Raw genomic sequence first — 14,345 nt, 5'->3', positions numbered from 1 at the left:
GATTGATCTAAAGCAACAAAGTAGCAGGGGGGGGAATGGTGGTAAAATGCGCCACAGCCGTATTTTGGTAGTATTTTGTAAGTGATTGATAATTATTCTCAAAAGTTTATTCTTTTCATTTTTGCTCTCTCTTTTTTCTTCACCTCTTTTGCTTTTGCTAATGACCAAAAAGTACAGAGAACAGACTACGATGTGGGTGTTTTAGCGCTGCGTGGACACGCACATGCGCGAGAAGCATGGCAACCGACTTTGGATTGGCTGGAGACTCAGAATCCTGGCTATCAATTCAACCTACATACTTACGATTTCGACCAGCTTGAAGATGCATTTTTACACGGTTGGCTCGACTTCATTCTGACCAGTCCGGGGCAGGCGACCAAACTTGCTCGCGAATACCCAATCAACTGGTTGGCAACGCAGAAAACCGCTTACAGTGATTTACCAAATAAGTCGATTGCCTCGGTGGTGGTTGTACGTGAAGAATCGCCTTTTAAAACACTGAAAGACATCAATAAAGCCAATGTTGCGGCGGTATCGGAAAAAGCGTTTGGTGGTTTTCTCGCGCTGCGTTACGAGCTCGATAAACTGGGCTACTTCAAATCATCATTCTTTGAAAAGATCCACTTTACTGGCCCACCGACGGATCAACTGATTTTGGACGTGATCGAGAACGATCTCGATGTGGCGATCGTACCTGCTTGTACTTTGGAGAACATGGCGAAAGAGGGGCGTATTCAACTGCATAACCTACGTGTATTGAATGAGAAGCGTCCTGCAGATTCAGTTTGCGCGGTGAGTACGCCACTGTACCCAAACTGGACGATGGCGATGACGGAACGTGCACCAGTCGATGTTGGTCAGATCGTGGCACAAACCCTATTCGCAATGCCAGAAGACCACCCTGCAGCGATTGCTGCAAACAATGTCGGTTGGATGCTGCCTGCACCGAGCATCAATGTAGATAAAGTTTACAAGCACTTAGACATGCACCCGCTGCAAAAATCTTGGGGCCAAAAAGCGCAAGAGTGGCTGCATAAGAACCAAGCCATTGCGATGGCGTCTTTACTGACTTTACTGTTGTTGACGGGCTATCACTTCTGGCTGGAGTGGAAGTTTCAGCGCAGTCGCGAAACGCTAAAAACCACTATGAATAATTTGCGCCGCAAGAGTTCCATGCTTGAGCACGCGCAGCGAATCACCATTGTCGGTGAGCTTGGTAGTAGCCTGGCGCATGAAATAAATCAACCTCTGGCGGCGATAAAGAACTACAGCCAAGGGGCTAAGGTACGTATGGAGCGAGGTGCGACTGCGGAAGAGATGGCACCAATCCTCGATAAAATTCAACAGCAGGTTACTTCTGCAAGTGACATTATTCAGCGCCTTCGCAGCTTGATAAACAAAACGCCAATTGAAAAGAGCTGGGTGGATTTAGCTTCGTTAACTGAAGAAGCGATGAAGCTGGTCGATTACGAGTTTCAACGTCACCGAATTCAATTGGGCGTGCTTTACTCTGGCGAGCCACAAAAAGTCTTTGCTGACGCCACTGGTTTGCAGCAAGTCATTCTCAATGTTCTGAACAATGCAAAAGACGCCTGTTTGAGCCATGTGCCGAAGCGCGAAGACTTGTATGTGGATCTGCACGTTAGCTTTTGCGATGAGATGGTGATTATCGATGTGATGGACAATGGCATTGGTATCGAAGAGCAAGAGACACCATTAGATCAAGCCTTCTACACCACCAAAGAAAATGGGCTGGGCTTAGGTTTGGCCATTTGCCGTGATGTGCTTGATGCCCATCAAGGCAGCATTCAATTTAGGTCAATTGATCCAACAGGGTGTCAGGTGACCATCGTTTTACCGTATCAGGAGGCTTGTCATGAGTCGTAACCTTTGTTCGCTTTATATCGTTGATGATGAAGAACCAGTATTAGAGTCCATGGCGTTTCTGTTAGAAAGCTATGGCTATGAGGTTGAGACTTTCTCTAGCGGGATAGATTTTCTCAATGAGGTCAATTTGTCTGCACCTGGTTGTGTTTTGCTTGATAGCCGCATGCCAGACATGCGCGGGCAAGATGTTCACCAAATGATGAACGAGAAACTCAGTCCAATTAGCGTGATTTACCTGACTGGACATGGTGACATTCCAATGGCAGTGGATGCGCTAAAAGGTGGCGCACTCGATTTCTTTCAAAAACCAGTTGATGGTAACGCCCTTGTGATGGCGGTGGATGATGCGATGGCGCAGTCACTCAAAAATGGTGAGAAGTTGGGTGCTAAGCAGGTGTTACAGAGTCTCACTAAGCGTGAGAGAGAAGTTCTCGGTTTGGTCGTCAAGGGGATGAAAAACCAAGAGATGGCGGACTTATTGTGCGTATCTTTGAGAACGATTGAGGTGCACCGTTCTAACGTGATGAAGAAGCTCGAAGCAGAGAGCTTAGCGGTGTTGATCCATAAAGTGGGGCGTTTAATTTAACTTCAGTGTATTTTGGTATCGATAAATGAAAGTATTTAGGTCGAAATATTCATTGTAACCTAATGATATTTAGGGAAAGGTTTGCTCAATTGATATCAGGAAGATAACATCAGCAACCAGAATAAACCTTAATCTTGGCTAGGGTCTGTTGACCTTTTGAGCTGATTTTTGCAGCAGTTTGTGGGTTCTTTATACAAGGCAGAGGCTTTGAAATGTAGTTGCCCTACCTGATAAGCCGATAACGCAGTAGAAAGGAACCACAAACGCTGCCCGAAGGGTTCGGCTAAAAGCGTTTTACTCTTTGTTGAGAGGATTTTGCTTAGAATAACTAGGCTACAAGCCTCTCGCCGCGATTAAAACGCTTTTATCTCGAACAAAATTTAACCGCAAAAGGTCAACAGACCCTAGAACTTAACTATGTTTGTCGATACCGTTAAAAGCGCTTTTTCTTCTCTGAGTACTCATAAACAAGCGATCGCAAAAGCAACCGCGTTACCCATCCTCCTCTCAATTATTCTGGATCTTCTCTTAAATACATCAGAAGGTGACGGTGCTACTGTCTTAGTGCAAATTTTGATGGCATTACTGTCTGCCATTGTGGCAATAAACGTACACAGCATCATTTTGAAAGGCCCTCAATCGGTACCTCAGTGGGGACGTTTCACCTTTGGAAAGATCGAAATGTGGTTTATCGGTCACTACTTGGTAATGACAGTCGCAGTTGTCGCGGTTGCAGCTCTCTTTGCTGTGATTAACGTGGCACTTGCTGCTATCGCGTTGCTGGTGTTAGGTGTTATTTGCTGTCGACTAGTACTGGTGTTTCCAGCGATTGCGATCGGTAAAGGTGTCTCTTTCCCTTACGCATGGAATCTGACCAAAGGCCACACCTGGTACATGATGAGCGTGGTTATTTTGGTGCCGCTTCTGTTCGGGTTGGCTATGTCGCCATTGGCGTTTTTGCAACTGCCTTTCTTAATGAGTCTATTGAGCTTTGTAGTAACCATTATCGGGATTGCAATTCTGTCTAAAGCGTATGAGCAATTGAGTGGTTTTGACGGGGAGTCTTATTCTCAGCAGTCATTCTGATGCTCAAATGAAAATAAACTTTGATATAACAAAGTGTTACTGATGATGAAGCGCTTCCTTTGAGAGGCGCTTTTTTATTGTTGTTTGTAGGTGTATTTATCTACTTTTGTAAGAATTTATTACAAATTACATTTTTGAAGTGATATAAAGCACACCTCTGATGAGGCCGGTCTTGTTTTTTGACTGTCCATATCGAGGAAACTCATTTCGAGGAAACTATGACTTTTTAATTGATGAATAAGGAAGGTGCTTTTTGCTCATTAGTCCGCCCTAGAACGATCTCTCAGATGCGTTTGCATCACTCCCTTCACCGTGCGCAAGGCACCAATTAAGGCAATACGTTTATGAGAGATTTATGTTTAAATTTACAAAAGATACTTGGTTCAACAATGTTAAAGGAGATTGTTTATCAGGAGTTGTTGTAGCACTGGCACTCATTCCAGAAGCTATCGCATTCTCTATTATTGCAGGACTCGACCCTAAAGTGGGATTGTATGCCTCGTTTTCCATCTGCGTCGTGATTGCGTTTACTGGCTCAAGGTCCGGAATGATTTCCGCGGCAACTGGAGCGATGGCGTTATTGATGACCACCTTAGTTAAAGATCATGGTTTGCAATACTTGCTTGCCGCATCGTTTTTCGCTGGCGTGCTGCAACTGTTAATCGGCTATTTGAGGCTAGGGGATTTAATGCGTTTTGTATCCAAGTCGATTATGACAGGGTTCGTTAACGCTTTGGCAATTCTAATTTTTATGGCTCAACTGCCTGAACTGACTGACGTTTCTTGGCCAGTTTATGCTTTGACCGCGTTAGGTTTAGCCATCATCTATTTGTTCCCATACCTGCCGAAAATCGGAAAAATGCTGCCTTCTCCATTGGTGTGCATTATCTCGGTGACGGTGATTGCGTTGATGTTTGATATCGATATTCGCACCGTTGGCGACATGGGTGAACTGCCCAGCGCGCTCCCTGTGTTCATGATTCCCGATATTCCTTTCAACCTCGAAACTCTACAAATCATTTTCCCTTATTCGTTAGCATTAGCAATTGTTGGTGTACTTGAATCATTAATGACCGCATCTATCGTCGATGAGTTGACGGATACAGAGAGTGAGAAAAACGACGAGTGCAAAGGACAGGGGATTGCGAATATGGTCGCATCGCTGTTTGGTGGTATGGCAGGGTGCGCAATGATTGGTCAGTCGATGATCAATATCCAGTCTGGCGGTCGAACACGTTTATCGACGCTTTGCTCCGGTGTATTTTTGCTGATCATGGTGGTGTTTTTGGGAGATTACCTCAAGCAAATCCCAATGGCGGCACTCGTTGCCGTGATGATCATGGTAGCAATTAGCACTTTCTCATGGCACTCCATTGCAGAAATGCGTAAACACAGCTTGTCGACAAACCTTATCATGCTATCGACTGTGATTGCGGTTGTTGCCACCCACAACCTTGCTATAGGTGTGTTGGTGGGTGTTCTGCTGGCGTGTGTTTTCTATGTGAACCAAAGCCGTACCTTGATGAAGGTTTCGGATGAAGTCATTGTCGATAACGACCATACGATTCACAAAGTTCATGGGCAAATCTTTTTTGCTTCCGCTTACAGCTTTACCGATATGTTTGACTTTGATACTGCGACGAAATACATCACGATAGATTTATCCGATGCGCATTTTTGGGATATCACAGCGATATCGGCATTGGATAAAGCGATTCTTAAGTTCCGAAAAGGGGGCTCGATAGTCGCTGTGACCGGAATGAACGAAGCGACGTTGGATATGATTGATCGCCACGCGGTTTATGACGATCCAGAAAAGCTTGCTAAACAAGGTATGGGACACTAGAAGCAAAAAAAGCAGCCATTGGCTGCTTTTTAGAGACTTATTCTGTCAGAGACCGATTGCCTCGAAACGAATATGGGATTAGTTTACCCAATCACGCAATTCGAACGTTAGTTCGTGGTCTGCGTTTTTCAGTACTAGACCTTCGTTAGTCAGAGTAATGTTGCTCCAATCAGAAAGCGTTTCAGACATTACTTTTTCAATCTTCATTTGGTCATCCATACACATCATCATGGTCATACCCATTTTTTCGATGCGTAGTTGGTTGTCTTTCAGTTCAGCTTGACCGAAGAAGTTGTTACAACCAGCGTTGCCGTTTGCCGTCAGGTTTTCGCCAATCTCTAGGCGAGGTGCTTTTTGACGCTCTTTCAGTTCGATGTTATTGCCATCGATTTGAACCAACTGCCAGTTATGGTGCTGTAGATCTTGAGCCGTAATTTCTTTCACATTGTCACCATTGCTAGCGCATGCAGTCATTAGAACTGGAAGTGAGATTGCTGCTACTAACGTTTTTAGGCTAAGCTTCATTTTATTGACTCCGTTTTTAGAAAACGTGGTAAGTATAGGTAATAAAACACTGTTTTTGTCAGCATACGGTTATGGTTTCGTATGTTTTTAAACACGGCGTATTTTATAACAGAGATCCCATTCTCGGTATTGAAATTCACCGAAAACTTCGAAATTTCTTATGGTTATTTGATTATAAACGTATCGGACTTAAATAAGTGAGCGGAAGAACGGGTTGAGCATGGAGCAATTGGAGTTTTTTACCGTCCCAAGTCCTTGTGTCGGAGTTTGTACTTCTGACGAAAAAGGTTACTGCAAGGGATGCATGCGTAAAAGAGAAGAGCGGTTTAATTGGCTGAGCTTTACTCCTGCGCAGCAGATGCACGTCATTAAGCTGTGTCGACAACGATACAGAAGAAAGGTGTTAGCAGGGAAGGGTAAAAAAGAAGTGCCTCGCGATGATGCATCACCACAACAAGATCTGTTCTAGCTTTTTTATTTCTATTTTGATTGTTCTCGTTCCATAACGATTCCCGGCCCAGTCTGAAATTCTTATCCATAAGAGCCGGGAACTTCCTATCCATCTTCTCGCCCAAAGATACGAGCGTTTGGCGTTATTTCAATGACCATTGGTCGCTTACCCAGCCTCCTGCTTGTTCGTCGAAGTGACTACCTGCAAAGCGATGATTTTGTTCCACGTCTAATTTACTGGTTGGCAATTCATCCATTAGTTGATGTATGTATCTCGCCATAGGATCAGTACACGCTTCGCGCTCTCTACGAGTGACCACTTCTTTAATTAATTGCAGTCTATAGCTGTTGCTGGCTCGTTTCATTTTGACCTCCAGAACTCGATGGCAGCAGTTTGAACACATTGGCGTTCAGGTGGCTGCTCATTTGCGGGAGCGTAGAAGCCCATCGCTTTAGTTTGAAGTCTGAGAGACAAATTGTTTGAGAGCAGTGTTTGTAACGCCATTCGCATCTTTCTTAGAATCATTAGCTATGTGAATCAAAAAGAGTCATAAATCACAGTTAATGAATCTGCATATTTGAAAGACCTTATCAAACATAGAAGTCCTACACAGAGGCGTCAATAACACAAGTGAACATTTTTTGAACGATTTGTGAAGGTGGTGTTTTATCAGAGATTTAGCGCTAATAAAAAACCGGAGCCTTTAGGGCTCCGGTTGATCTTAGGGTCAGTCTGACGACTTTTGTTTCAGTTGTTAACTAACTGAGTGGACGTCGACAACAAGTTAAAGCAATTATGCTTGTTTAGTTGCTTGCAGATGGACAGCCTTTAACAGCTTGACCGTTACTGAAGTACTGAATGTTGTCTAAGTTTTTATTGAAGTCTTCAGCTGAGATCTGAGGGTTGTTCACAAAGAACTCACGCAGAACAGACGCGTCAGTCATCTGTGTAGACTCAACGTCGATGATTGGGTAGTTATCACCACCTGCTGCGCTGAAGCTGATTACAGAGAATGTGTAAGTAGCTGCAAGATCGAAGCCTTTGCCGTTGATGTCAGTGATTGTTACGTCGCTAGCATCACAATCAACAGATAGCTTGATGTTATCTAGTTGAGCGTATGCACCAGAACCTGCAGACTTAGTTGCTACTACGTCTAGGTACTCTTTCACTTCTGCACCAGTCATGGTTGCTTTCGTTACAAAGTTACCGAAAGGCTGTACTGTCAGTACGTCGCGGTAAGTGATGTCACCCGTTTGGATTGAATCACGAACGCCACCTGAGTTCATCACACCGAAGTCTGCATTTACTAGGTTGTAAGTACGGTACGCTTCACCCAATAGGTGACCAAGGTTAGTTTGCTGTGAGCGAACTGTAGTACGGTCGCCTTCTAGCTTGCCGTCAGTTTCAGACACTTTAACGTCTAGAAGATCTTGGCCTTGCTGTTGGTAAGGAAGAAGAATTGACTTAACTGTTGCGTCAGGCTTGATTTCTTCAGTGATGAACTGGTAATCACCATTTTCATCTTTGGCTTTTAGGTTTACTGGAATTAGCGCGTAATCAGCTAGGTGCAGTTTACCGTCGTAGTATTCAAAATCTGCACGGCCGACGTATTTACCCCACTCATGCGCTTGCATGATGTAAGTGCCGTTTTGTTGGTCTGGTGCACAATCGTCGCCTGGTTTAAAGTCAGCGTATTCGTTAGTGCCTGGTTCCATACACACAGGGTTTTGTGAGTGACCACCGATGATTGCATCAAGCTCACCTTCTTTAAGAGAGCGTGCCAGCATTACATCACCCGCCGCTTCACTACCGTGGTTACCGTCTTGGTAGTGACCCATGTGCGTAGTCGCAAATACTAGGTCAACTTTTTCGTTAGCTTCGATTTCAGCAAGTGTTTTTTGGATTTCAACTTGCGGGTCTTCGAAGTAAATGCTTTCTACATTGTCAGGGTTAACCAACTTCGCAGTATCTTTTGTAGTAAGACCGATTACTGCAACTTTAAGGCCGTTGATAGTAAATACTTTGTAAGGAGCGAAGTAACGTTCACCCGTTACTTTACCGTCTGCATCTTTCTTATAGATGTTTGCTGCTAGCATTGGGAAGTCAGCAAGTTCTGCTTGCATGTCTAGGACATCTAGAGAGTTATCAAACTCGTGGTTACCTACTGCCATTGCGTCGTAGCCAAGAAGGTTCATACCTACGAAGTCTGGCACTGCGTCTTGCATATCTGACTCAGGAACACCAGTGTTGATGTCACCACCTGAAAGTAGGATTGACTCACCGCCATTAGCTGCAACTTCGGCACGAATTGACTCGATAAGAGTTTTACGTGCTGCCATGCCGTACTCACCTTTACTGTTTTCCCAGAAACGACCGTGGTTGTCGTTAGTGTGTAGAACAGTGAATTTAGTACATGAATCTGCTGTTTCACAAGTAACTGGAGAGTTATCGCTGTCTGAGCCACATCCTGCTAGTGCTGCGCCGACTGAAAGCACCAAAAGAGATTTGGAAAACTTCATAGGGGATCCTTTCTGTGTGATTTTGATTTAGTTACGGCGTGAAATATACGGAAAAAATATTAAACTTTAGTGATCAGAGTCTTATTTATACTTCTGTCGACGAAAGGAATTAACGAGGCTGCTACCTAAGTCTACAAATAAACAGAAATGGTATTTTGTGGTTGGGAGTTAAATTTAAGTTTTTATTTTGTGAGTGACTTAATTGAATTCATTTTTCTAATGTGAATCAATACGCATTTTGGTGAGATATGAAGCAAACTTTGGTGATTATTTTATCAGATTAATGTCTTCTTACCCTCTATGAAACAAATAGTTAAGATTTTTCTGTACGCTGTGTTGAGAGGAAGGGATGCTCAAAAAAACAACCACACTTACCGCGGAAATCGATTGCTCATGGCAAAGACTGTTCAATGTGAGCGGCAATTTGTACAACGGCTATTCTTATGACCCGCACTATTGGCAAAAGTTCTCTGAACTTTGCGCTGTATTTCTATACCAATCGGGTAGCGTCACATATATTTCTTGCCCAGAAAGTTTATGGGAAACAATTAAACATGTTCACCCAAATGAGCTGGAGAGAAAGCTCAATGATCAGCAATTGTTCTGTGAATTTGATGATGTCGACTACTATTTATTTAATGATAATAGTAATAATAAAGATGATGGGATAATTCCTCTCTCGATCGAATCTGATCTCGAATTACTTGAATCTTTTGTTAGCCGAATGAGCGAAGAAGATATCCTTAAAGCGGACTTTGACCTCGATAGCCATTTCTTTTACGGCATATTTGACAAAAATGAGCTGGTCGCGGCGTTGGCTTCTTATTGCTATAAAGGGAAAGAACCGTTTGAATCTTTATCCATATTGGTTTCTCCTGAAGCAAGAGGAAAAGGGTATGGAAAACGCCTGCTCAGTCATTTAATCAATGAAGTGAAGTTGAGGCAGCGTAAAATCAGGTATCGAGTAAATATCGAAAATACGCCTTCGATAAAGCTTTGCCAGTCTTTTGGGTTTGAAGCGTACAGTCGTCAAAGGGTGTTTACTCCGGAGTAATGGAAAGTCAAGCAATGGAATATACAGTTAGAAATGCAATTAGAGATGAAGCGGGTCAGATCGCCAAAATACACGTCGATTCATGGCAAGTCGCTTACAAAGGGTTAATGCCTCAAAGCTACATCGACCAATTTACTCGAGAGCGTAGAGAGCGAATGTGGACTCGGGTTATGACGGAGCAACTGGCGCATCTCATTGTTGTAGAGAAGCAGAAGGAGATTGTCGGCTTTTTGAGTTATGAGCTGCCTAATCACTCCAGTGAAGATAAAACGGCTATTGTGACTTGCTGCTATGTATCTCCCTTATACTTCGGGCAAGGTGCTGGTAGTGCTCTGATCGATGAATTAGAAACTCGCTTGCTCTCAACGCCAGTGATGCAAATCAGTCTTAAGGCGTTGGACAGCAATAAGCAAGGGCTTAATTTCTACAAGAAGTGCGGTTTTGTACGTTCTGGAGAGGAGGAAGCGGAAGTCATTGATGAGATGACACTCAACGATGTTACGTTAGTGAAGTATATAGCACGAACGTGATAACTTACTGGTGAAGGATGTGCTGCGCAGCGTTTGGTAGAGTAAGCTGCTGGCAAAATTGAGAAAAGAGGAAGAGAATTTACTTTTCCCTAAATAGTAAAACCCCGGAGGTGGTAAGTCTCCGGGGTTTTGAAATTTTTTAGATGTCTCGGTTGGTAAGTCCGATAATCTTTTATGCAAAAGGTTTGGATTTTATCCGTTAATTCCTTGGTAGGGAATTAGATACGGATGAAGTCCATGTGCTCAACTTTTGGCTTGTAAGCGTGACGTTGAACGTCTTGTGGCTTAACTTTAACTTCAGCGCCGTCGATAACTAGAACGATGCCTTCGTAGAACGCTGGCTTGTCCATTTGGTTAACGATGTCGTCGTGGTTAAGAACGATAGCAACTGCTGCTTCTTCACCGCCGTATACAACTGCAGGGAATTTGCCAGCGTGACGTAGGCGGCGGCTCGCACCTTTACCTAGTTCAGTACGTACTACTGCTTCGAATTTCATAGTATTTACTCTCAAATTAGTAAAAAATAAAACTTCACGACACAATGCGACCTTGTGTTCGTGGTAAAGCTTGAAACAGGAACTGTTCAAGCGAGCGCGGATACTATCATCCTGCTCTGAATTCAGCAACCGAAATTGTACCTAAATCACCAAAAAGCCAGTAATTCTTCTTGCAGAAGAGTGTCGTTTTTGCGGCTCGGGCAAAAGTTTGCTCACATTGCGCTGATTTTAACCGATTTTGCTTTTTTTGTTCGCACGTTTTATTCCTCTTGCAGTCAATTCTCTTTCTGAACGAAATCATTCGTTAACAAAATGAACGCAAAATGAATGTTGGCCTCAGTAACCGTTAAGTCACTCGGTTCTATTCTCCATCGTAAATAAACGGATAACCTCAATGGAGCACATTATGAATTCAGTTAGTATCGTTGTAATTACCTTGAATGAAGAAAAACGTATTGGTCGACTACTTGAAGATTTAACCAAGCAAACTCACCAAAAATTTGAAGTGATCGTAGTGGATTCGAACAGTGAAGACTCGACGAGAGAAGTCGCGCAAGCTTACGATGGCTCACTACCAGAACTGACTGTTCATCATATGGAAACGCGTGGTGTCAGCTTAGGACGTAACACGGGAGCAGAACTTGCAAAATATGAACGTATTCTTTTCTTAGATGCGGACGTGCGCTTACCGAGCGATTTTCTGAGCCGAGCAATGGGTAAATTGGAAGGTGCGAAGTTGGAAGTAGCAGGTGTTTATATGGGATCAAACGATCTGCCAATGGCACATAAGTTAGGCTACGGCCTGTTTAACGCAGGTTTGTTTATTACTCAATACGCATTCCCAACCGCAGTAGGGGCATGTATTTTCTCTACAAAACGTGCGCATAATGAGATCAATGGCTTTGATGAGTCCATCACGCTTTGTGAAGATTGCGATTATGTAAAGCGAGCTTCAAAAACATGGCGTTTCCGCTTCTTACCTATGACTTTTGAATTCGATCCGCGCCGCCTTGATCAAGACGGTTTCTTTAAAATGGGCATGACCTATTTCAAAGCTAATATGCGTCGATTCTTCTTTGGTGAGATGCGTAATAACGAAATGGAATACAAATTCGGCCACTATAAAGATCAACACTCATAATCGACGGGGGGCTGCATGCTGGAAGCGATCAGCCTGTTCTTCGGGGCTCTGTTAGATGCGACGATTGGACCTAACCTCTTTATCCCGGGCGAGCCGTTTTTGCTCGCTGCGGGCTATCAATTACACCAAGGCGTCATTTGGGGCGTCATCGCCGTTTTATTGGGCGGTTGGATTGGCGACCAACTCAGTTATTTTATTGGCAAACGTTCTGGCTCTAAAGCGCAGAGGAAGCTTATTCGGTGGCAAGCCAAGACGAAGCGCCCAATAGCCCGTTGCCGTTTGCTGATGAAAAAACGCGGCAATGCCATTTTGATCTTTGCACGCTTACTCGGACCTGTTGCTTGGGTCGTGCCATTTATGGCGGGTTCTGTGAATGTGAGTTGGAAGCGTTTTACGGTCTGTTCATCAATTGGATTGGTGCTCGGTGTTGGGCAGTTTGCCGTTGCAGGGTATTTGCTTGCCGCGGGTCTTAACACATGGATTTCAATTGATTCCATTAAGTTCATCCTGTTTGAACACAAGCTTCTTATCGCCTCAGTGCTAATCGCTTCTGTATTCGCCTTTGTGGCTTGGAAGAAAAGCTGGTCACGTAAATGGACCAAATCCCTAACAGCTTTAGTGTTCTGTTTAGTTGCTGCGAATTATGGACACTTTTTCTATCTAGCAGATGACAATATTGAACAAAACGGCGTTGTTGAAAATCAATCGATAGTACTTGATGATATCGGCTTTAAGGTTTATCCGGGGCGCTCGAATGTGTTTGACGCTCAGGCAGTGAACTTGGTGTATGTCGGTGAATCCCCGAGAAGCCTAATGCAAGCGCTAGGCTGGCTAGAGAATAAAACCTTCTCGAGAAACGACATCGAGCTAGCAGATTATGTGAGTTTGTTGAAGCAGAAACTGCCGCCCGTTTCTGATCTGTTTTGGAATGGCAAGCCACAGTCGATGGCATTCCAAGAGCCCGGAAGTTTGCTAAAACGTTCTCATATCCGCTGGTGGCAAGCAGGTTTAGAATCAAAGTCTGGTCAGCCGATTTGGGTTGGAGCGGTTAGCTACGATGACGGTCTCAAGTTGGCGCATTACTCAGGCATTGTGACGGTGTTGCATCGAATAGACCCTAATGTGGATAGTGAAAGAGACCGTCTAGCGAATCAAATTGAAGTGAGTGATTTAGCGTTAGTGGGGGAGTTATATTCGCTGGCACAGCCTGTTGCAATGGACAGTAAGCATGACTATTACTCTGATGGAAACGTGTTGTTGATTAGCGAGCCGTCGTTAGCTCTAAATTTAAGTAGCCAGAGCTCAATCTAGATACAAAAATGGCACCTAGCGAATAAATCGATAAGTGCCATTTTAAAGCGTTACTGTGAGTGGCTTATGTAAGCGACTTAAGCGCTAACTCCTATCACTTAACGTGTTTGGAACGAACTGGATAGCGAGTCTTACTCATACGAACGGTCCTTGATTTGGGCCGTTTTTTTCGCTCTGGCAGAATGTAACGCTTCACCCGCTCTCGCATCGCCCTCAATTTTTTAGGGATCGAGCCTGGCGATGCTATCGCACACCACATAAGTTCATCTTGAATATCTCGAAGTGCCATCATAAAACTTATCCGCAGAGGCGATACCTTCGCTTCTTTAGCAATACGGCTTATCTCTACACGAACCAAGTTATAAGCGATTAATATTCCCCAGACCTCTTGCTCTATTCCCTCTACTGACTGGCTCCGAAGAAGAAGTTCATCTTCCAGCATGTCGTGTTTTATCTCTCCATAACTGTTCTCAACTTCCCAACGCTCGAAGTAGACATCCAGTAGGGATTGAAGGTCATATTGACTATCGGTTAGCGAAGTTAGTACGCCTTTTATATGGTTAGGTTGTTCTGGCTCAGGGTACAGTGCTAATCTCGCTTGCCATTTCTCTGGGAGACTTGGATCTTGTTTGCGTGCATGCTGTGAGACATCCATTTCGACAATCAAATCACGCCCTTCCTTGTCTAGCTTCTTGATGACTTCATACTGTGTATTGGATTTTATTGGGGTCATCCAGTGACTAGAGTTGTGTTGACGCTGCCAATTAATCATTAGCTCGGCACTTAAATAACATCTGTCAAAGATCGTCAGGGAGTTAGGCATCGTTGATGATATTAACTGTTTTGCGTAACTCACTTCTCCTGTTGAACTAGGACCAAAAGCAACATCATGGAGTAAACGACTACGAAGAG

14 protein-coding genes are annotated in these 14,345 nt (G+C 43.9%); 9 read left to right on the top strand and 5 right to left on the bottom strand.

The features are described from left to right. Positions 1-81: 81 nt before the first annotated feature. The 4 genes from B853_RS08590 to B853_RS08570 all read left to right on the top strand — a co-directional run bounded on the left by B853_RS08590 (position 82) and on the right by B853_RS08570 (position 5,405). Positions 82-1,887: a sensor histidine kinase gene (locus tag B853_RS08590; RefSeq protein ID WP_038886874.1), complete on the top strand. Its 1,806-nt coding sequence runs from the start codon at positions 82-84 to the stop codon at positions 1,885-1,887. Beyond that, positions 1,877-2,473: a response regulator transcription factor gene (locus B853_RS08585; RefSeq protein WP_038886876.1), complete on the top strand. Its 597-nt coding sequence runs from the start codon at positions 1,877-1,879 to the stop codon at positions 2,471-2,473. The genes B853_RS08590 and B853_RS08585 overlap by 11 nt, the downstream gene beginning before the upstream one ends. A 417-nt stretch (positions 2,474-2,890) precedes the next feature. Further along, complete coding sequence (locus tag B853_RS08575; protein WP_038886877.1) at positions 2,891-3,559, top strand: hypothetical protein; 669 nt, start codon at positions 2,891-2,893, stop codon at positions 3,557-3,559. A gap of 355 nt (positions 3,560-3,914) precedes the next feature. Then, positions 3,915-5,405 carry a SulP family inorganic anion transporter gene (locus tag B853_RS08570; protein ID WP_038887290.1) on the top strand — a complete coding sequence of 497 codons (1,491 nt, stop codon included), beginning with the start codon at positions 3,915-3,917 and terminating at the stop codon, positions 5,403-5,405. 78 nt (positions 5,406-5,483) lie between these two features. On the opposite strand, the gene B853_RS08565 is transcribed toward B853_RS08570, so the two are convergent. Next, positions 5,484-5,930: an META domain-containing protein gene (locus tag B853_RS08565; protein ID WP_038887289.1), complete on the bottom strand. Its 447-nt coding sequence runs from the start codon at positions 5,928-5,930 to the stop codon at positions 5,484-5,486. A 220-nt stretch (positions 5,931-6,150) separates the two neighbouring features. Here B853_RS08565 and B853_RS08560 point away from each other — a divergent pair, with 220 nt between their 5' ends. Next, the gene (locus B853_RS08560; protein WP_081641255.1) at positions 6,151-6,399 is read left to right on the top strand and encodes a DUF1289 domain-containing protein; all 249 of its coding nucleotides are present in this window, start codon (positions 6,151-6,153) and stop codon (positions 6,397-6,399) included. Positions 6,400-6,523: 124 nt separating this feature from the next. Here B853_RS08560 and B853_RS08555 read toward each other — a convergent pair whose 3' ends face one another. Beyond that, entirely contained in the window at positions 6,524-6,745 is a 222-nt protein-coding gene (locus tag B853_RS08555; RefSeq protein WP_010449052.1) for a hypothetical protein, read from the bottom strand. 439 nt (positions 6,746-7,184) lie between these two features. Further along, entirely contained in the window at positions 7,185-8,900 is a 1,716-nt protein-coding gene (gene ushA / locus B853_RS08550) for a bifunctional UDP-sugar hydrolase/5'-nucleotidase UshA (protein ID WP_038887288.1), read from the bottom strand. Positions 8,901-9,249: 349 nt separating this feature from the next. On the opposite strand from ushA, the gene B853_RS08545 reads away from it, so the two are divergent. Together B853_RS08545 and B853_RS08540 are read left to right on the top strand one after the other, a co-directional pair. After that, the gene (locus B853_RS08545) at positions 9,250-9,954 is read left to right on the top strand and encodes a GNAT family N-acetyltransferase (RefSeq protein WP_038887287.1); all 705 of its coding nucleotides are present in this window, start codon (positions 9,250-9,252) and stop codon (positions 9,952-9,954) included. Positions 9,955-9,968: 14 nt separating this feature from the next. Further along, the gene (locus B853_RS08540) at positions 9,969-10,484 is read left to right on the top strand and encodes a GNAT family N-acetyltransferase (RefSeq protein ID WP_038887291.1); all 516 of its coding nucleotides are present in this window, start codon (positions 9,969-9,971) and stop codon (positions 10,482-10,484) included. Between the two features lie 218 nt (positions 10,485-10,702). On the opposite strand, the gene rplY is transcribed toward B853_RS08540, so the two are convergent. Beyond that, on the bottom strand, positions 10,703-10,981 hold the full coding sequence (gene rplY / locus B853_RS08535; protein ID WP_010449038.1) for a 50S ribosomal protein L25: 279 nt from the start codon (positions 10,979-10,981) through the stop codon (positions 10,703-10,705). Positions 10,982-11,387: 406 nt separating this feature from the next. Between rplY and B853_RS08530 the strand changes: the two genes are divergently transcribed. Together B853_RS08530 and B853_RS08525 are read left to right on the top strand one after the other, a co-directional pair. After that, positions 11,388-12,122, top strand: a complete 735-nt coding sequence (locus tag B853_RS08530; RefSeq protein WP_038887286.1) for a glycosyltransferase family 2 protein — start codon at positions 11,388-11,390, stop codon at positions 12,120-12,122. 15 nt (positions 12,123-12,137) lie between these two features. Next, positions 12,138-13,433: an LssY C-terminal domain-containing protein gene (locus B853_RS08525; RefSeq protein WP_038887285.1), complete on the top strand. Its 1,296-nt coding sequence runs from the start codon at positions 12,138-12,140 to the stop codon at positions 13,431-13,433. 94 nt (positions 13,434-13,527) lie between these two features. On the opposite strand, the gene B853_RS08520 is transcribed toward B853_RS08525, so the two are convergent. Further along, positions 13,528-14,345 (bottom strand): IS4 family transposase (locus tag B853_RS08520; protein WP_128826857.1); only part of this gene is annotated, 818 nt, incomplete at its 5' end.

Source organism: Vibrio rotiferianus CAIM 577 = LMG 21460 (assembly GCF_002741985.1).
Classification (GTDB): domain Bacteria; phylum Pseudomonadota; class Gammaproteobacteria; order Enterobacterales; family Vibrionaceae; genus Vibrio; species Vibrio rotiferianus.
The sequence above is the reverse complement of the archived record's forward strand: the minus strand, read 5'-3'. Positions and strand labels throughout refer to the sequence as shown.